Annotated in this window: 16 protein-coding genes; 6 read left to right on the top strand and 10 right to left on the bottom strand. The window is 60.7% G+C overall.

The genetic code is table 11. The features are described from left to right. The first annotated feature begins 116 nt into the window (after positions 1–116). On the top strand, positions 117–689 hold the full coding sequence (locus tag P5706_RS30290; protein ID WP_200430357.1) for a DUF2780 domain-containing protein: 573 nt from the start codon (positions 117–119) through the stop codon (positions 687–689). A 556-nt stretch (positions 690–1,245) separates the two neighbouring features. On the opposite strand, the gene yihG is transcribed toward P5706_RS30290, so the two are convergent. Continuing rightward, positions 1,246–2,145, bottom strand: a complete 900-nt coding sequence (yihG, locus tag P5706_RS30285; RefSeq protein WP_200430356.1) for a 1-acylglycerol-3-phosphate O-acyltransferase, YihG family — start codon at positions 2,143–2,145, stop codon at positions 1,246–1,248. A 254-nt stretch (positions 2,146–2,399) separates the two neighbouring features. Here yihG and rloA2 point away from each other — a divergent pair, with 254 nt between their 5' ends. From rloA2 to creD, 4 genes are read left to right on the top strand one after another with little or no spacing between them, the layout of a single operon-like run. Further along, the gene (gene rloA2 / locus P5706_RS30280) at positions 2,400–2,900 is read left to right on the top strand and encodes a retropepsin-like aspartic peptidase RloA2 (protein WP_138813559.1); all 501 of its coding nucleotides are present in this window, start codon (positions 2,400–2,402) and stop codon (positions 2,898–2,900) included. A gap of 8 nt (positions 2,901–2,908) precedes the next feature. Continuing rightward, the gene (gene creB / locus P5706_RS30275) at positions 2,909–3,577 is read left to right on the top strand and encodes a two-component system response regulator CreB (protein WP_285683986.1); all 669 of its coding nucleotides are present in this window, start codon (positions 2,909–2,911) and stop codon (positions 3,575–3,577) included. Then, positions 3,577–5,016, top strand: coding sequence for a two-component system sensor histidine kinase CreC (gene creC / locus P5706_RS30270; RefSeq protein ID WP_285683984.1), 1,440 nt, complete (start codon positions 3,577–3,579; stop codon positions 5,014–5,016). The genes creB and creC overlap by 1 nt, the downstream gene beginning before the upstream one ends. Positions 5,017–5,067: 51 nt before the next feature. Then, a complete protein-coding gene (creD, locus tag P5706_RS30265) occupies positions 5,068–6,420 on the top strand; it encodes a cell envelope integrity protein CreD (RefSeq protein ID WP_285683982.1) in 1,353 nt (450 codons plus the stop codon). A gap of 237 nt (positions 6,421–6,657) precedes the next feature. Here creD and P5706_RS30260 read toward each other — a convergent pair whose 3' ends face one another. The 8 genes from P5706_RS30260 to P5706_RS30225 all read right to left on the bottom strand — a co-directional run bounded on the left by P5706_RS30260 (position 6,658) and on the right by P5706_RS30225 (position 15,793). Continuing rightward, the gene (locus P5706_RS30260) at positions 6,658–7,287 is read right to left on the bottom strand and encodes a glutathione S-transferase (RefSeq protein ID WP_285683981.1); all 630 of its coding nucleotides are present in this window, start codon (positions 7,285–7,287) and stop codon (positions 6,658–6,660) included. A 156-nt stretch (positions 7,288–7,443) separates the two neighbouring features. Next, on the bottom strand, positions 7,444–7,626 hold the full coding sequence (locus P5706_RS30255; protein WP_170036884.1) for a hypothetical protein: 183 nt from the start codon (positions 7,624–7,626) through the stop codon (positions 7,444–7,446). Then, the gene (locus P5706_RS30250; protein WP_285683977.1) at positions 7,623–8,726 is read right to left on the bottom strand and encodes a PepSY-associated TM helix domain-containing protein; all 1,104 of its coding nucleotides are present in this window, start codon (positions 8,724–8,726) and stop codon (positions 7,623–7,625) included. Before P5706_RS30250 ends, P5706_RS30255 begins: the two co-directional genes overlap by 4 nt. Positions 8,727–8,788: 62 nt before the next feature. Then, positions 8,789–11,218, bottom strand: coding sequence for a TonB-dependent siderophore receptor (locus tag P5706_RS30245; RefSeq protein WP_285683975.1), 2,430 nt, complete (start codon positions 11,216–11,218; stop codon positions 8,789–8,791). A gap of 206 nt (positions 11,219–11,424) precedes the next feature. Further along, positions 11,425–12,387: a FecR domain-containing protein gene (locus P5706_RS30240; protein ID WP_285683973.1), complete on the bottom strand. Its 963-nt coding sequence runs from the start codon at positions 12,385–12,387 to the stop codon at positions 11,425–11,427. Beyond that, positions 12,384–12,902 (bottom strand): RNA polymerase sigma factor, encoded by a 519-nt coding sequence (locus P5706_RS30235; RefSeq protein ID WP_058420525.1) that lies wholly within the window; start codon positions 12,900–12,902, stop codon positions 12,384–12,386. The genes P5706_RS30240 and P5706_RS30235 overlap by 4 nt, the downstream gene beginning before the upstream one ends. A 264-nt stretch (positions 12,903–13,166) precedes the next feature. Then, positions 13,167–13,874, bottom strand: coding sequence for a 3'-5' exonuclease (locus P5706_RS30230; RefSeq protein ID WP_285683970.1), 708 nt, complete (start codon positions 13,872–13,874; stop codon positions 13,167–13,169). Beyond that, positions 13,871–15,793, bottom strand: a complete 1,923-nt coding sequence (locus P5706_RS30225) for a putative nucleotidyltransferase substrate binding domain-containing protein (protein WP_352231473.1) — start codon at positions 15,791–15,793, stop codon at positions 13,871–13,873. The genes P5706_RS30230 and P5706_RS30225 overlap by 4 nt, the downstream gene beginning before the upstream one ends. A 247-nt stretch (positions 15,794–16,040) precedes the next feature. Here P5706_RS30225 and P5706_RS30220 point away from each other — a divergent pair, with 247 nt between their 5' ends. Beyond that, positions 16,041–16,487: a response regulator gene (locus P5706_RS30220; RefSeq protein ID WP_200430346.1), complete on the top strand. Its 447-nt coding sequence runs from the start codon at positions 16,041–16,043 to the stop codon at positions 16,485–16,487. Positions 16,488–16,642: 155 nt separating this feature from the next. On the opposite strand, the gene P5706_RS30215 is transcribed toward P5706_RS30220, so the two are convergent. Beyond that, positions 16,643–18,820 (bottom strand): malate synthase G, encoded by a 2,178-nt coding sequence (locus P5706_RS30215; RefSeq protein ID WP_285683965.1) that lies wholly within the window; start codon positions 18,818–18,820, stop codon positions 16,643–16,645. Between the last annotated feature and the right edge of the window lie 14 nt (positions 18,821–18,834).

The raw sequence follows: 18,834 nt of genomic DNA, 5'->3' as shown, positions 1-18,834 counted from the left end.
GCAGGGACGTGACATTTGGATGCAGATTTTTCTGAACTAATCTGTAGGTGGGAACATTCCTTCGGGACTGTCAGTCAAACGCCTGCTTTTAGCTCCTACATTCAGAGGTTGTCTTGATGAAGATTTCACGCGGTTTTGCCCTGTCTTGCCTGTTGACCATGGCCGCCAGCCCGGTGTTTGCCGCAGGTTTCAGCCTCGGTGACGTGGCCAATGCCGTCTCCGGTGCCCAGGGCAGCAACAACAAGGCGGCGGCTGCAGCGCCTAGCTCTGAGACCGCCGGCCTGCTGAGCGCCCTGACTTCGCAACTGAACATCACCCCCGAACAAGCGGTGGGCGGTACCGGCGCCATGTTGGGCCTGGCCAAGAATAAACTGAGCGGTACCGACTATTCGCAATTGGGCAAGAGTGTGCCGGGCCTGGATCAACTCTCGGGCAGCAACTCCCTGGGCAGCCTCGGCGCCTTGAGCGGGCTGCTCGGCCAGAGTGGCGGCAGCAAGACCAGCGGCCTGGACAGCGTGCTGGGTAACGTGAAGAACACCAGCGACCTGAACACCGCCTTCAGCGCGCTGGGCATGGATAACAGCATGGTCGGCAAGTTTGCTCCGGTGATCCTGCAATACCTGGGCGGCCAGGGCGCCAACCAGTCGGTGCTGGGCAAACTGGCCTCGGCCTGGGGCACTGGCAGCTAAGGCTGCTTAGACGGAATATCTGTTGAGGGTTAAGCCCGGGGAAAAGAAATGGCGACTTGCTGCAGGTCGCCATTTTTTATTGGTCAGGTGAGTGTCAGATGGCTTTTTCATTCAGGGTTTCGCACGGCAAATGCTTTGAACATACACCGCAACATTCCCTGAGGAACCTAATTGGATGTCTCACCACATAAGTGCAAGGCGCGGGCGCACTCATTGGTTGCCGCGCCTTTTGCAACCCAATCAGGCAGGTACACATATGAATAGCATCTCTACAAGCAACCATGCTGCCAATCCGGCATATACCAGTGCCAATACCTTCATCGCAGATGACAGGTGCGGGCCGAAGTTAGATTCCGAAGCCGCCACACGCGACAGGGCCCAAAGGTCGTCTGTCAATAAAGGCCCGTCGAAGCCGGGGACCAATGATGCTACACGGGATGCTGGACTCCCAGATGAGGTAATCAGATGGGCAGTTGATATGTCGATGAGTAGTATGAAACGCCCTCTACGCAGTTTTCTGCATGACTGATCGTCACTGCGCTTGACCGCTACCTTGCTAAGTGCGTGTGTTGATCAACTGCTCGATGCGCGCGTCTTTCTCCATCCAGAGCTGGTTCACCCAGTTCTGGACGGTCTGGCGAAACGCCGGATCATTCTCGTAATCCCCTTGCCATAACGCCGGGTCCAGCTCACGGGTGCGGATATCAATGATCACCTTGGGCACTGTGCCGCAGATCAAGTCCCAGAACCCCGGAATTTTTTGCTGATGTTGTTGAGTTGGATAAACCACGGTCACATCGAGGACCGCGTCCAACTGCTCGCCCATTGCCGCCAGTACGAACGCCACGCCGCCCGCCTTGGGCTTTAGCAGCCGGGTAAAGGGCGAGTCCTGTTGTTGACGTTTGGCCTCGCTGAAGCGCGTGCCTTCCAGGTAATTGACCACCGTCACCGGTTGGCGCTTGAACAGCTCGCAGGCCTCTTTGGTGATCTTCAAATCCTGCCCCGCCAGCTCCGGGTGCTTGGCCAGGAACGCCTTGGTGTAGCGCTTCATGAACGGGTAATCCAGCGCCCACCAGGCCAGGCCCAGGAAGGGCACCCAGATCAGCTCTTTTTTCAGGAAGAATTTGAAGAACGGCGTACGCCGGTTCAGCGCCTGGATCAGCGCGGGAATGTCGACCCAGGACTGGTGGTTGCTGATCACCAGGTAAGACGTATCGCCGCGCAGCTCGTCGCCACCGCGAATGTCCCATTGGGTGGGGATGCACAGCGCGAAAATCAGCTTGTCGATCTCGGCCCAGGTCTCGGCGATCCACATCACGGCCCAGGAGGCATAGTCGCGAAAGCGGCCGGGGGCCACCAGCTTGAGCAGGGCAAACACCATCAACGGGCCGAACAGCACCAGGGTGTTGAGTAATAGCAGCAGTGTGACAAAACAGCCGGTGAGCAGGCGGCGCATAAGTAACTCTTGGAATCGGGTGGGCGGGCCATGATAAGCAAGCTGAGTCTAGAGGCCAAATCGCAAATTGCCGCACGAATGTGATCTTTCCCACGCTTTGCGTGGGAATGCCTCGTGTGACGCTCTGCGTCACGACTTAAGAGCTGACGCGGAGCGTCCAGAGCTGCGTTCCTACGCAGAGCGTAGGAACGATCTAACTAAACAACGCTTTTGCGGTCTAGAATCCGCCTACTTCTTTTCAAGGAAATCACTTCGTGAAACTGCTCCTTGCCTTGCTCGCCCTGGCTGCCGTGCCCGTCATGGCGGCCGAACCGACCCTCTACGGTCGCTACGAATACATCCAACTGCCGGAGATCGGCCAAACCTTCAAGGCCAAGATGGACACCGGCGCGCTGACGGCCTCGCTGTCGGCCCGCAACATCGAAACCTTCCAGCGCGATGGCGACGACTGGGTGCGCTTCCGCCTCGGCGGCAAGGACGCCAGCGACAAGGTCTATGAGCACAAAGTCTCGCGCATCAGCAAAATCAAAAGCCGCGCCGACGAGGACGATGACAAGGACGAAGCCACTGTGGCCAAGCGCCCGGTCATTGACCTGGAAATGTGCCTGGGCAACGTCAAGCGCACCGTGGAGGTCAACCTCACCGACCGCAGCAGCTTCAACTACCCGTTGCTGATCGGCGCCAAGGCCCTGCGTGAGTTCGGCGCGGCGGTAAACCCGGCCCGTCGCTACACTGCCGACAAACCGGACTGCTGATTGAACCCATGCCGCACATCCTGATTGTCGAAGACGAAGCGGCGATAGCCGACACGCTGATCTTTGCCCTGCAAGGCGAGGGTTTTACCACCACCTGGCTGAGCCTTGGCCAGGAGGCGTTGGCCCATCAACGCCAGACGCCTGCCGACCTGATCATCCTCGACATCGGTTTGCCGGATATCAGCGGCTTTGAGACCTGCAAGCAACTGCGCCGCTTCAGCGAAGTGCCGGTGATGTTCCTCAGTGCGCGCGACGGCGAGATTGACCGCGTGGTCGGCCTGGAGATCGGCGCCGACGATTATGTGGTCAAGCCGTTCAGCCCCAGGGAAGTGGCGGCGCGGGTTCGGGCGATTCTCAAACGCGTCAGCCCGAGCGCCGCGCCCGCCGTGTTCCAGGTCGACCTGGAGCGCATGCAGATCAGTTATCGCGGCCAGGCTTTGAGCCTCACGCGGCATGAATTCCGCCTGCTGCAAAGCCTGCTGGAACAGCCCGAACGGGTGTTCAGCCGCGAGCAGTTGCTCGACGCGGTGGGCGTGCCGGCCGATGCCGGCTACGAGCGCAATATCGATAGCCATATCAAAAGCCTGCGCAGCAAACTGCGGAGCATTGCGGCGGATGCCGAGCCGATCCAGACCCATCGCGGCCTCGGCTACAGCTACAGCCCGAGCCACAGCTGATGCGCCTGGGGCTGCGGATCTTTCTGGTGTATGCGCTGTTTATCGGCCTCACGGGTTACTTTGTGCTCAACACCGTGATGAAGGAAATCCGCCCCGGCGTGCGCCAGTCCACCGAAGAAACCTTGGTGGACACGGCCAACCTGCTGGCTGAAATCCTGCGTCTTGACGTAAAAAATGGCACCCTCGGCCAAAGCCACTGGCCTGAATTGCTCAAGGCCTACGGCAATCGCCAGCCCGGCGCGACCATCTGGGGCCTGCCGAAAAACCAGGTCAACCACCGCATCTATGTGACCGACGCCAACGGCATCGTGTTGCTCGACTCCACGGGCGAAGCGGTGGGCCAGGACTATTCACAGTGGAACGACGTGTACCTCACCTTGCGGGGTGAGTACGGCGCCCGTTCCACCCGCAGTGAGCTGGACGATCCCACCTCGTCGGTGATGCACGTGGGCGCGCCGATCCGCGACAACGGGCAAATCATCGGCGTGGTCACGGTGGCCAAGCCCAACAGCTCGTTGCAGCCCTATGTGGATCGCACCGAGAACCGCTTGCTCTGGTACGGCGCCGGGTTGGTGGTGTTGGGCCTGCTGCTGGGCGCATTGCTGTCGTGGTGGCTGAGCGTGGCGCTGCATCGGCTCACGGCGTATGCGCAGGCGGTGAGCGAAGGGCGCCGGGCCGAGTTGCCGCATTACCGCGGCGGCGAACTCAAGCAGCTGTCTACCGCTGTGGAGCACATGCGCACGCAGTTGGAAGGCAAGGCCTACGTCGAACATTACGTACACACCCTGACCCACGAATTAAAAAGCCCGTTGGCCGCCATTCGCGGTGCGGCGGAATTGTTGCAGGGCGATATGAGCCGCGAACAGCAGCAGCGTTTTATCGGCAATATCGACAGCGAAAGCGCACGCTTGCAGCAGTTGATCGAGCGGCTGCTCAACCTTGCCCAGGTGGAGCAGCGCCAGGGTTTGGAAGAACAGACCCGCATGCCGTTGGCGGCCTTGGTCGATGAGGTACTCAAGGCGCAATGTGCGCGAATCGAAGGTGCCGGCCTGCAGGTCGAACAGACGATTACGCCCGATGTAAAGGTGTTCGGTGAGCCTTTCCTACTGCGTCAGGCGCTGGGCAATCTGCTGGATAACGCCTTGGATTTCACTCCGCCGGGCGGCACCTTGCGCTTCAGCGCACAGACGCAACATAACGACGTGCAGGTCAGCCTGTTCAATCAGGCCGCGCCGATTCCGGACTACGCCTTGCCGCGCCTGAGCGAGCGTTTCTACTCGCTGCCGCGCCCGGTCAGCGGGCGCAAAAGCACTGGCCTGGGCCTCAACTTTGTTGAGGAAGTAATGAAACTGCATGGCGGCGTGTTGCAGATCGGCAATGTGCCAGGCGGCGTGCAGGTGGTGCTGCATCTCCACACAGTCTCCACAGTGCCCACATAAATCGCCCACACGCGCGGCTCACGCTCTGCCCATCAAAACAGGGAGAGCCCCATGAACCGCAGCCTGCTTTTCAAACTTGGCGCCATCGCGCTGCTGATCCTGCTGTTGCTGATTCCGCTGCTGATGATCAACGGCATCATCAGCGACCGCCAGCAAATGCGCGACGGCGTATTGATGGATATCGCCCGCAGCTCCAGCTACAGCCAGCGCATTACCGGACCCGTGATGGTGGTGCCGTATCGCAAGACCGTGCGTGAGTGGAAACTCAATGAAAAGCTCAACAAACGCTACGAGGAAACCCGTGAAGAGCGCGGTCGTCTGTATTTCTTGCCGGACCGCTTTGAGCTCGACGGCAAGGTGCAAACCGAGTTGCGATCGCGCGGCATCTACCAGGCGCGCCTGTTCCATGCCGACAACCGCATCAGTGGGCGTTTTGAGCTGCCGGCGCAGTTGGGCATTACGGAAAACTTTGCCGATTACCGGTTTGATCCGGCGTTTCTGGCGGTGGGTATCAGCGACATTCGCGGCATCGAAAACGCTCTGAAGTTGGAGCTGGGCAGCCAACGCCTGGCGTTTTCACCGGGCTCGCAAGTGGACTGGCTGGGCGAGGGTGTGCATGTGACGCTGCCCGAGCAGGACAGCAAACGACCGGGCGTGGTGGACTTCGCTTTTGACCTGCGCCTGCAAGGCACCGAGCAGTTGCAAGTGGTGCCGGTGGGCAAGACCAGCCAGGTGTCACTCGCGTCCAACTGGCCGCACCCCAGTTTTATCGGCAACTTCCTGCCGGCGCAGCGCGAGGTCACTGACAAGGGCTTCAGCGCCAATTGGCAGACTTCGTTTTTCTCCACCAACCTCGAACAAGCCTTGCAAACCTGCCTGGATCGCCAGGGCTGTGAAGACTTCAGCAACCGTAGCTTTGGCGTGAACTTCATCGACCCGGTTGACCAGTACCTCAAGAGCGACCGCGCGATCAAATACGCGCTGCTGTTTATTGCCCTGACGTTTGCCGGCTTCTTCCTCTTCGAAGTGCTGAAAAACCTCGCGGTACACCCGATCCAGTACGCATTGGTGGGCTTTGCCTTGGCGTTTTTCTACCTGCTGTTGTTGTCGTTGTCCGAACACTTGGGCTTTGCGTTGGCCTACCTGATCTCCGCCAGTGCCTGTGTGTTGTTGATTGGTTTTTATGTGTGCCATGTGCTGCGCAGTGTTGTGCACGGCCTGGGTTTTTCGGCGGGGTTGGCGGCGTTGTATGGCTTGTTGTACGGGCTGCTGAGCGCCGAGGATTACGCGCTGCTGATGGGCTCGCTGTTGCTGTTCGGGCTGCTGGGTACGGTGATGGTGCTGACGCGCAAACTGGATTGGTATGGCGTGGGCAAGCGCAAGGATCGGGAGGTGGTGCAATGATCGGCTTACGCGAAGATCAGCAGGTGCGCGCGCAATTGGTCGGAAAAATCAACGCGTTATTTTGTGCGGCAAATGGGCTTTGTGAGGCGAGCGGGCTTGCCCCGCGTTGGGCTGCGCAGCAGCCCCAAAACCTGCCACAGAGGCGTTTCTGGTACACCGCGTTTTACTTGACTGGGGCCGCTTCGCAGCCCAACGCGGGGCAAGCCCGCTCGCCACAAGGGAGCGTATTTCACCCCGTTAGAGCGGTGGCTGAGTCTCCAGCATCGAAGGCCGTTGGCTGACCTCGGCATACCAATCGGCAAGCTTGGGGTTGCTGGCACGCCATTGCAGGTCGGGGTGGCGAAAATCCATGTAACCCAGGGCACAGGCCACGCTGATGGCGGCGATGTCGAAGTGGCTGGCCAGTTCGGCAATTGCATCGGCTTCCAGCTCGGCGAGGGCGCGGTGGATCTTGTTGCGCTGGCCCTCCAGCCATTGGTCCCAGTGTTTTTCTACCGGGCGCATGGCGGTCTCGTAACGCACCAGCACGGCAGCATCCATGATGCCGTCGGCCATCGAGGCGAGGGTGAGGCGGCGCCAGCGGGCCGAGCCGTCACGCGGGATCAGCGGGTTGCCGACGTGCTGGTGGTCGAAGTAATCGAGGATCACCCGGCTGTCGTGCAGCACCGAGCCATCGGCCAGGCGCAGGGCCGGGATCTTGCCCACGGGGTTGTCCTGCACCACCTGTGCATCGGGGTTGACCGGCGTCGGCATGCAGCCATGCAGGGCCACGCGGTCTTGCTGGCCGGTCTCGATCAGCAGCACGCGGACTTTGCGAACAAAGGGTGAAGCGGGGTTGTGAAACAAGGTCATGCTGGGCGCTGACATGGGCATTCCTCGGAAAAGGTAGGGGCTAGCCTAGTAGGATTGTGGTTGTTTTTGAAGGCCCTATCGCAGCGGTGCGACGACTCGACAAGCCAGCTCCCACACTTGACTGCGTACACACATCAACCTGTGGGAGCTGGCTTGCCTGCGATGAGGCCTTCAGCCACGCCGCTTGAGCAAGGCCCAAGCCCCAATTGCCGCCGGAATACCCAACCCCACCCAACTCAACGAATCCCACAGCCCGTCACCCAACAGCGCCGCAAACAACCCCGCCGCGCTGAGCAGGCCTATCCCCAGCGGAATGCCGAACACCTTCCAGAAACTCGACTGGCGCGGCTTCATGACTTGGCCGCCTTGCGCCGCACAATCCACAGGTAAACCCCGCTGCCCAACACGATGATGGTCAGCACATCCAGCACCGCCCAGAGGATCTTCATCGGCATGCCGCCATAGTCGCCAAAGTGCAGTGGCTGGGACATGCCCATGGCGTCCATGTACCACGGCCGTTCGGCGATGGCGGTGACGGCCAGGGTGCTGGCGTCGATCAGCACCGGCGTGAGCAGGTGTGAGGTCAGATGTGTGCTGCCCTTCATGAACACCGCGTAGTGGTGCTCGCTGGAAAAGCGCGTGCCGGGAAAGGCGATAAAGTCCGGCTCCATGCCGGGCGCGGCTTTGGCGGCGATGCTCAGCAGTTCGGTGGCCGGTGCGCGCTGGGTCAGCGGCGGCGCGTTTTTGTATGGCTCGATCATGGCGCTGAGGCTGTCCTGGCGCCAGGCTGCGATGATCAGGTCGGCGCAGGCGCTGATCACGCCAGTCACACCCACCACCAGCGCCCAGGTCAGCGTGACCACACCGATCAGGTTGTGCAGGTCGAGCCAGCGCAGCCGGGCGGATTTGTCTTTACGCACGGTGGCGAATTTCAACCGGCGCATAAACGGCAGGTACAGCACCGTACCCGAGACAATCGCCACCACAAACAGAATGCCCATGAACGCCAGCAGCAACTTGCCCGGCAGCCCGGCGAACATGTCCACGTGCAGGCGCAGCAGGAACAGGGTCAGCCCGCCATTGGCCGCCGGGGTTTCCACGGCCTCACCGGTGCGCGCATCGAGCATGAAGGTGTGGGACGAATTCGGCTCGGTGCCGGCCGTAGCGGCCATGATCGCAATCACGCCGTTCTTGTCGTCTTCGTCCCACGCCAGGTACTGCATGGCCTCGCCGGGGCGATGAGCCTGGGCCTTGGCCACCAACTGCTCAAGGTTCAGTTGCGGCGTATCGGCGGGCATCTGTGCCAGTTCTGGCTCGTTGCCCAGCAGGTGGTCGATCTCGTGGTGAAACACCAGCGGCAGGCCGGTAAGGGCAAGCAGCAGCAGGAACACCGTGCAGATCAGGCTGGTCCAGGTGTGGATAAAGGACCAGCGGCGGATGGTTTTGCTTTTCATTTTCTAGCCTTCAGACACACCGAAGCCGCCCACAGGGGCGGCCCGGTTGTTAACTCAGCCGATTACCACTGATAGGTGGCGCTGGCGACGACGCTGCGTTGGTCGCCGTAGTAGCAATAGAAACCATCGCAGGTTGAAATGTAATCCTTGTCGAACAGGTTGGTTGCGTTCAGTTTCACCGAGGCACCTTTGAGGCTGTTGTCCAGACGGCCGAGGTCGTAGTGCACTGCCGCATCGAACACGGTGTAGGCGTCGGCCTTGCCCAACCACGTATTGCCTTGGTCGCCATAGGTATTGCCGGTGTAGCGAGCACCCAAGCCAATACCGAAGCCGTCGAGGACACCCGTGTGCCAGGTGTAATCTGTCCACAGGCTTGCTTGCTGGTTTGGCATCAGTTGCAGACGATTACCTTTGTAGTCGCCTTTTTGCACCTCGGATTTGGCCAGGGTATAGGAAGCGATAACTTTGAGGTTTTCGGTCACATCAGACACAGCTTCCAGTTCCAGGCCTTTGACTTTCACTTCACCGGTCTGGTTGGTGACTGGAATGCTGCCGGCGGTAGTGGTGGTTACCAGCACGTTTTTCTGGGTCAGGTCATACACGGCGGCACTGAGCAAAGTGTTCGAGCCCGGTGGCTGGTACTTGATACCCAGTTCCCACTGTTTGCCTTCGGTGGGTTTGTACGATTCGGTCGCCGAGACGCTGGCATTGCTCGCAGGTTGGAAGGATTCAGCGTAGGAAATATAGGGTACGAAGCCGGAATCAAACACGTAGCTGAGTGCGGCGTTGCCGCTGAAATGTTTGATTCGGTCGGTATTGGTCGCATCTTTCTGGTTGAAGTACGTGGTGCCCTGATGCACCCAGTCTTCGCGGCCGCCCAAGGTCAGGCGCCATTGGTCAAGCGCCATCTGGTCTTGAGCGTACAGGCCGGTCTGCACGGTTTTCTGGTTGTAGTCGTAATAAGCCCCGGAGCGAGCGGGACGAACGATGGGCTGGCCGTAGATCGGATTGTTAACGTTGGTCTTCAGGCCATCGCCGTAAATCGACAGGTAAGAGGTATCGGTGCGCTGGTGATCCAGGCCGAGCAGCAGGGTGTGTGAGATATCGCCGGTGGCGAAGTCGGCCTGGAAGTTGTTGTCCAGGGCCAATTGGCCGATGTTCTCGTCCACGTTTGTCGACGTGCGGCCGACGTTGCCGTCTGCATCAACCATCGTGTAGGGATACGCACCTACGGTGAGTGTCTGAAATGACAACTCCGATTTGGTGTAGCGCAGGTTCTGACGGAACTGCCAAGTGTCATTGAAGCGATGCTCGAAGGCATAGCCCAATGCGTAGTAGGTGCGGTCGTAGAACTCGTAGTTCGGGTCGCCCAGGTTTTTGTGATGGGAAATATCACCCAGTGGTGATTTGATCTTGGTGCCCTGGATGGGCAAAAACTGGCTGGTGGCGCCGGTATCGTCGCGGGTGAACTGCGACAGGAAAGTCAGCTTGGTATCCGGGTCGATATTCCAGGTCAGGCTCGGCGCAATGTTGTAGCGCTTGTTGTCGATGTGATCGATCTGGGTGCCGGCATCGCGCACCACGCCACTGAGGCCATACAGAAACTGCCCTTCATCATCGATCTTGCCGGTGCTGGCGAAGTTGATCTGGCGGTAGTTGTCACTGCCGTATTGCACCTGGATGGCGCTGCTTTGTTCTGCGCTGGGACGGCGGCTGACCATGTCCAGCAGGCCGCCCGGTGGCGTTTGGCCGTAGACCGACGAGGCCGGGCCACGCAGCAGGGCGAGGCGGTCGAGGTTCCAGGTTTCGGCTTTCGGGTTGGCGTACACGCCGCGTGGCAGTGGCAGGCCGTCGAGGAACTGGGTCGGCTCGAAGCCGCGCACGCGCATCCAGTCATAGCGGGTGTCGCTGCCGTAGCTGGCGGACACGATGCCGGGCATGTATTTAACCGCGTCATCCAGGTTCTGGACGTTGCGGTCCTGCATCTGCTCACGGGTGGCGATGGAGATCGAGCGCGGCGCTTCGACCAGCGCGGTGTCGGTCTTGGTGCCAGCGGCGGTGCGCTTGGCCAGGTAGCCGTCGACTGGCCCCCAGGCGCTTTCATCGCTGCCCTGGGCAATGATGCTGGTCTCCGGCAACGCGACGACGCCTTCCGGAACAGGCACCAGCGTAAACGTCCCGGCACTGCTTTGCTCCAACTGCAACCCGGTACCACGCAACGCCTCGTGCAATGCGCCCTGGGCATCAAACTGACCTTTGACCGGTGCAGAGGTCTTGCCCGCTGCCAGCGAAGGGTTGAGCGTCAGCGCCAAACCGGCCTGGCTGGCGATCTGGTTCAGGGTGCTCGCCAATGGCGCAGCCGGCAGGTTATAGGCGCGCACGCTGGAAGCTTGCTCGGCGGCGATCAGCGCGGTGCTCGTCAGCGGGGCGCTGAGGGCAATGGCGACGGCCAACAGGCTGGGGCGCAACAAGGTATCTAGCGTGCGGGACATAGGGCGGCTCCTGAATGAAAATATTTCTCAATTGCCTAGGTGCCGGACGAGAATCAAAAAGTGATAGGGCTGGGTAAAAATATTTTTCTGAGGTGGCTTTGAGGGCCTCATCGCAGGCAAGCCAGCTCCCACCTTTAACCGTGTTCACACTTCCAAAGGTGGGAGCTGGCTTGCCTGCGAAGGCGATCGCCCTAGCGCTGAAAAACCTAAGGCTTACCCTTCACGGTCACCCACCACGGCGTGTGCTGCTCGATTTGCACCGGCAGGGTCGGCAGCAGGGCATTGAGCGCCAGCGTGGTGTCGTGCAGCGGGAAGCTGCCGGTGATGCGCAGGTCGGCCACGTTTTTGTCCACGCCCAGGTAGCCGGTGCGGTAACGGCTCAGCTCGGCAACCACATCGCCCAGGCGGGCGTTGTCGACCACCAGCATGCCGCGCGTCCAGGCGTCTGCGGCGGGTGTCAGCACCAGCGCAGGGCCGAGGCCGTCGCTGCGCATCAGCACTTGTTGGCCTTGCTTGAAAATCTGCTCCTGATGCAGTGCCTCAGGCTGGGCGGCTACGGCAGATTGCAGCACGCTCAGACGCGTGGCGTCGTCTTCGCGCTTGACGATAAACCGCGTGCCCAGGGCTCGCAGGCTGCCGTCGCGGGTTTGCACGTAGAACGGGCGCGCATCGTTGTGGCCGGTTTCGACCAGGATTTCGCCTTCCTGCAACACGATCAGCCGGCGTTTTTCATCGAAGCGCACGTCAATGGCGCTGTGGGTGTTGAGGTTGATCAGCGTGCCGTCGGCCAGCTTCAGCGTGCGTTGCTCGCCGGTAGCGGTGCGTTGGTCGGCCAGCCAATAGTGGATCGGCACGTAACGCTCACCGGCAAACAGCGCCAGGCCAATCACCAGCGCGATGCTGGCCAAACCGCTGCCCAACTTGCGCACGCGCTGGCGAATGCCTTGGCGTGACTGCAACAACGCTGCCCGCGCCGGGCCAGAGGCTACGCTGAAGCGCTGGTCGAGCATGCCCAGCTGGCGCCAGGCGCGTGCGTGTTCTTCATCACTGGCCAGCCATTTGCCGAACTCTTCTTGTTCCACGGCGCTGCCGTCGCCCGAGTCCAGCGACAGTTGCCAGGCAATCGCCGCATCCAGCACACGGGCCGTGACCGGTTTGGAGCCTGTCACAGCGGCTCGCCATACAGTGCGATGTAGCACTGGCGAATGCCCTGGGCCAGGTACTGGCGCACACGCGGCACCGACACACCCAGGCGCTGGGCGATTTCGGCGTGGCCCAGGCCGTCGAGGCGGTTATAGAGGAAGGCGGCGCGGGCCTTGCTCGACAGTTTGCCGAGCAGGCGGTCGATGGCCTTGAGGTCTTCGAGGATCAGTTGCTGTTGTTCGGGCGAGGGGTGTTCGCTTTCCGGGATCAGCATCAGTTCGGTGAGGTAGGCCTGTTCCAGCGCCGCGCGGCGGAAGTAGTCGAACAGCAAGCCTTTGGCGATGGCCACCAGAAACGCGCGTGGCTCGCGCGGTTCGCGCAGTTCGTCACGGCCCAGCAGGCGCATGAAGGTGTCCTGGCTCAGGTCTTCGGCGCGGCTCGGGCAGGCCACATTGCGTCGCAGCCACGCCAACAGCCAGCCACGATGGTCGCGATACAACGCGCCAACAAGCTCACTGTGTGGGGTTTGGACCGACGACAAGGCATCACCGAATAAACAAGGGGTTTAAACTAACGAGAATTATTCGCGATTGTGTCAGAGGCCGGAAGTCGGCGCAATTGGCGTCTGTCGGGTAGTGGCCTGTCGCGATTATCTAATGTGGCGAGCGGGCTTGCCCCGCGTTGGGCTGCGCAGCAGCCCCAAAACCTGATGGCCTGATTCCACCGGATATACGGTGGCGTATTTGCTGGGGCTGCTTCGCAGCCCAACGCGGGGCAAGCCCGCTCGCCACAAGGTGCGGGGTGTTTAGAAAAAGGGTGTTTGTTTGCGCCGTGTCCATTGGTTCAAGCGCTCTTGCAGCACCTGTGGGCTGTCGATTCCTTGTTGGCGCGCACGGCTGAACAGGATGAGCATCAGCTCTGCGGTGGCCAGCGCATCGGCGCTGGCGTGATGGCGTTCGCCCACGTGCAGCTTGAAGTGGTTGATCCAGTCGTCGAGCCCGGCCTCGCGAATATTCGCATCGGGGCACAACAGCGGGGCGATGTCGGCGACATCGAGGAACGGATGGGCCAGCCGATAGCCCAGGCTGTCCTTGAGCGCCCGGCACAGCATGTGTTGGTCGAACGGCGCATGGAACGCGAGCAACGGGCTGTCGCCGACAAAGTCCATAAAGTCCAGCAAGGCTTCTGCCGGGTCGCTGCCGGCGGCAATCGCGCTGGGGCCGAGGCCATGGATCAGCACGCTGGGGCCAACCTTGGTGTTGGCCCGTTGCAGGGTGCGCTCGAACATCTGCGAGAAATCCACTGCGCCATCCTCAATCACGACTGCGCCGATGGACAGCACCTGGTCGCGGTTGAGGTTCAGGCCGCTGGTTTCCAGGTCGACCACCACCCAGCGTTGCCCGCGTAAAGACCCGTCGCCCAAGGCTGCGGGCTTGGGCAATTGCGCCAGGCGCTGCTGTTGGGTTGCGTCGAGACCAGGCTTGTTCTTACGCAGCCAACCGAACAGGTTCACAGCTGATACCGAAATGTCAGGCTGCTTTGCAGGCGTTGGGCCTGGCGCAGGGATTCGCGCAGGATGCGCCGGTCCAGGTGGTTGAGGCTGTCGGGGTCGACACGGTTGGAATACGGCAAGTTCTCGCGGGTTTGCAACTGATGCTGCTGCATGCGGGTTTGCTGGATAAAGTGATACGCCTCCTCATAGGCGGCGCCATCCAGCGGTTCAATGACCTCCTTGGCCACCAGTTGGCGCAGGCGCTCCAGGGTATTGTTGGCGTGGATACCATTGGCCAGGGCCAACAGGCGCGCGCCATCCACAAAAGGTGTAAGGCCTTGTACCTTGAGGTCGAGCGTGGCCTTTTCGGTGCCTTTGCGCGTCAGCACAAAGTCGCGAAAACGCCCCACCGGCGGGCGCTGGCGCAAGGCGTTCTCGGCCAGCATGCGTTGGAACAACCGGTTATCGGCCACCTGATCGAGAATGCCCTGGCGCAGTTGCTCGCAACCGTGCTCGTCACCCCACACCACACGCAAGTCGAAATAGATGCTCGACCCCAGCAAGTTCTCCGGCGTGGCTTCGCGGATAAATGCACCGAAGCGCCGCGCCCATTCAGCCCGCGACAGGCACAGCTCAGGGTTGCCGGCCATGATATTGCCCTTGCACAGGCTGAAGCCGCACAGCGCCAGGCTCTGGTTGATCTGCTGCGCCAGCGGCAGCAAGCGGCCACGGATCTCGGCGGCTTCGGCGGCGTCCTTGGCCTCGAACAGGATGCCGTTGTCCTGGTCGGTAAACAGGGTTTGCTCACGGCGGCCTTCACTGCCGAAACACAGCCAGCTGAAGGGCACGCCAGGGTCGCCTTTGTCGGCCAGGGTCAGTTCGATCACCCGGCACACGGTATGGTCGTTGAGCAGGGTAATAATGTGGGTGATCTGGGTGGACGATGCGCCATGGGCGAGCATGCGTTCCACCAGTTGGCCGATCTCGCCGCGAATCACCACCAGGTTGTCCACCCGGGGCGCGTTGCGGATGGTGCGCGCCAGGTGCACCAGGTCGACCCGTTGCAGGGAAAACAGGTCGCGCTCGGACACCACCCCACACAAGCGCTGGTCTTTCACCAGGCACACGTGGGCGATATGCCGCTCGGTCATGGCGATGGCAGCATCGAAAGCGCTGTGGTCCGGGCTTAAAAAGAACGGCGCCTGGGTCATATGGCCAGCAATGGCTTGATTGAAATCGCCGGTGCCGTCGGCGACCACCTGGCGCAGGTCGCGCAAGGTGAAAATCCCCAGTGGCGCCTTGTGCTCATCGACGATCACGATGCTGCCCACTTGTTGCTCATGCATCAGCGTCACCGCCTCGCGCAGCGGCGTGGTCGGGCTGCAGGTGACCGGATGGCGCATGGCCAACTCACCCAGGCGGGTGTTCAGCGAATACTGGGTGCCCAGGGTTTCCACGGCCTTTTGCTGCACCTGCTGGTTGACCTGATCCAGCAGACTGCTGACACCGCGCAGGGCAAAATCGCGAAACGGGCTGGAAAGGGCGAACAGCTTGATAAACGCCGGCTTGTTCAGTTGCAGGCAGAAGGTGTCTTCGGCGGCTTTGTGCTCGGTGCGGGTCGCCCGCTCACCCAGCAACGCGGCGAGGGGGAAGCACTCGCCGGTGGTGATTTCAAAGGTGGTTTGCGTTGAGTCCGGCCGTTCGCCGACTACCCGGCCCTGCTTGACGATATAGAAGTGCTCTACCGGCCCGCCGGACGGTTTGAGAATGCTGTCGCCGGGGCCGTAGAAGCGCAGTTGGCACTGTTCGACCAAAAACGCCAGGTGGGCGTTTTCCATCTGGTTGAACGGGGGGAAGCGTTGCAGGAATTGCAGGGTGCCGTGGATGTTCTGCAATACGGCGGTTTTTCCCGCCTGCGTGAAAGCATCAGCTTTACTCATAACAGTGACCGCAGTTTTTTTGTCGTTATCGTCCTGCATGGTCGGCTCCCGCGCGGCGGGTGCCCATTGGACGTAAGTCTAGGTCTCGGCAAAACCCACAACGACTAGGGAAAAACCTTACATGACTATCGTCCAAACCCCGTAGAACGCCCACTAGGCAAACTTTCCGACGAAGTGCACATTGTTCGCCCTTCCGCAGATGTCTGACGAGTGTGCTGGGAGATTGAATAGAACTGCTGAGAAACGTATGTCCGACCACGATATTTTGAGTGATGCCGAGCGCGAGGCGCTGAGCGCCGTGATGCTGGAACCTGATTTGCCGCCACAACGGGTGTTGATTGTCGATGACGACAAGGACGCACGTGAATTGCTCGCGGAAATCCTGGGTCTGGACGGTATTCGCTGCATGACCGCCGACAGTGGCGAGACAGCGTGGGATTTGTTGGAGTCCAGCAGCTCCATCGGTTTGCTGATCACTGATTTGCGCATGGCACCGAGCAACGGCCTGCAGTTGATCAAGCAAGTACGCAGCTCCACGCGCGCAGCGCTGCCGATCATCATCATGTCGGGGGATGCCGAAGCCCGTGATGTGATCGACGCCATGCACATGAGCGTGGTGGATTTCATGCTCAAGCCGATTGACAGCGTGAAGTTGGCGCGGATGGTCAAGCGGGAGCTGGGGATGGCTTCCTGATTCTGTGGCGTATGTGCTGGCGCCATCGCAGGCAAGCCAGCTCCCACAAAGGAATGCATTTCGAAGGTGGGAGCTGGCTTGCCTTATATGCGGCCTACTCGGTTGTCCTGGCGGCCCATTAAAAAAGCCCTGATCTTGCGATCAGGGCTTTTTATTTACAGGCTATTTTTAGCCTTGAACTCCCGACGCCTGCGATGCAACACCGGCTCGGTATACCCATTCGGTTGTTTAGTCCCTTCAATCACCAACTCCACCGCCGCTTGAAACGCGATGTTGCTGTCGAAATCCGGTGCCAACGGACGGTACAACGCATCCCCGGCATTCTGACGGTCCACCACCGGCGCCATGCGCTTGAGGCTTTCCATTACCTGGGCTTCGTTGACGATGCCGTGGCGCAACCAGTTGGCGATGTGCTGGCTGGAGATGCGCAGGGTGGCGCGGTCTTCCATCAGGCCCACATCGTTGATGTCCGGCACTTTCGAGCAGCCGACGCCCTGGTCGATCCAACGGACGACATAGCCGAGGATGCCCTGGGCGTTGTTGTCCAGTTCGTTGCGGATTTCTTCTTCGGACCAATCGGTGTTACTGGCCAGAGGGATGGTCAGGATGTCGTCTACCGAAGCACGCTCGCGTTTGGCCAGTTCGGCCTGGCGGGCGAACACATCAACCTTGTGGTAGTGCAGCGCGTGCAGCGCAGCCGCCGTCGGCGATGGCACCCAGGCGGTGTTGGCGCCAGCCAGTGGGTGAGCGATTTTCTGTTCGAGCATCGCCGCCATCAGGTCGGGCATGGCCCACATGCCTTTACCGATCTGCGCTCGGCCTTGCAGGCCGGTGCTCAAGCCGATATCGACGTTCCAGTTTTCGTAGGCGCCGATCCATTTTTCCGCCTTCATGGCAGCTTTGCGCACCATCGCGCCGGCTTCCATGGAGGTGTGGATCTCGTCGCCAGTGCGGTCGAGGAAACCCGTGTTGATAAACACCACGCGCTCGCTGGCCGCCTTGATACAGGCCTTGAGGTTGACCGTGGTGCGGCGCTCCTCGTCCATGATCCCGACTTTGAGGGTATTACGCGGCAGGTTCAGCACGTCTTCGATGCGGCCGAACAGCTCATTGGTAAACGCTGCTTCTTCGGGGCCGTGCATCTTCGGTTTGACGATGTACACGGAACCGGTGCGGCTGTTCTTGCGGCTGCTGTTGCCATTGAGGCTGTGGATCGCCGCCAAACTGGTCAGCAGGCCGTCGAGAATGCCTTCCGGTACTTCATTGCCGTCTTTATCCAGGATCGCGTCGATGGTCATCAAGTGGCCAACGTTACGCACGAACAACAGCGAACGGCCGTGCAGGGTCACGTCCTGGCCATCCAGGCCGGTGTAGACGCGGTCGGCGTTCATGGTGCGGGTGAAGGTCTTGCCGCCCTTGGCCACTTCTTCGGCCAGGTCGCCCTTCATCAGGCCGAGCCAGTTGCGGTAGATCACCACTTTGTCATCGGCATCGACGGCGGCGACGGAATCTTCGCAGTCCATGATGGTGGTCAGCGCCGCTTCCATCAGCACATCTTTGACGCCGGCGGCATCGGTCTGGCCGACCGGGGTGCTGGCGTCGATCTGGATTTCGAAGTGCAGGCCGTTGTGTTTAAGCAGGATCGCAATCGGCTCGGCCGCAGGGCCCTGGAAGCCGATCAGCTGTGCATCGTCGCGCAGGCCGCTGTTGCTGCCGCCCTTGAGGCTGACGATGAGCTTGCCATCCACAACCTTGTAACCGGTGGAATCGACGTGGCTGCCGGCGCTGAGTGGCGCGGCTTCGTCGAGGAAAGCACGGGCGAAGGCAATCACCTTGTCGCCACGCACTTTGTTGTAGCCCTTGCCCTTCTCGGCGCCGTCGGCTTCGCTGATGGCATCGGTGCCATACAGCGCGTCATACAACGAGCCCCAGCGTGCATTGGAGGCGTTGAGGGCGAAGCGGGCATTCATCACCGGCACCACCAGCTGTGGGCCGGCCATGCGCGCAATTTCGTCATCGACATTTTGGGTCGAGGCCTGGAAATCTGCGGCTTCTGGCAGCAGGTAGCCGATATCTTGCAGGAAGGCTTTGTAGGCCACTGGGTCGTGGGCTTTGCCCGCGTGGGTCTGGTGCCAGGTGTCGATCCGCGCCTGGAAATCATCGCGTTTGGAGAGTAGGGCTTTGTTCTTCGGTGCCAGGTCGTGGATGACCTTGTCGGCGCCGGCCCAGAACTGGTCGGCAGTGATGCCGGTACCGGGAATGGCTTCGTTGTTCACGAAGTCGAACAGGACTTTGGCGACCTGCAGGCCACCGACTTGAACGTGTTCAGTCATTGCTTGCCTCACTC

The sequence above is a fragment of the Pseudomonas sp. ChxA genome (genome assembly GCF_030263855.1).
In the GTDB taxonomy this organism is placed as follows: domain Bacteria; phylum Pseudomonadota; class Gammaproteobacteria; order Pseudomonadales; family Pseudomonadaceae; genus Aquipseudomonas; species Aquipseudomonas fluorescens_CB.
This window is presented reverse-complemented; position numbering and strand designations above follow the sequence as displayed.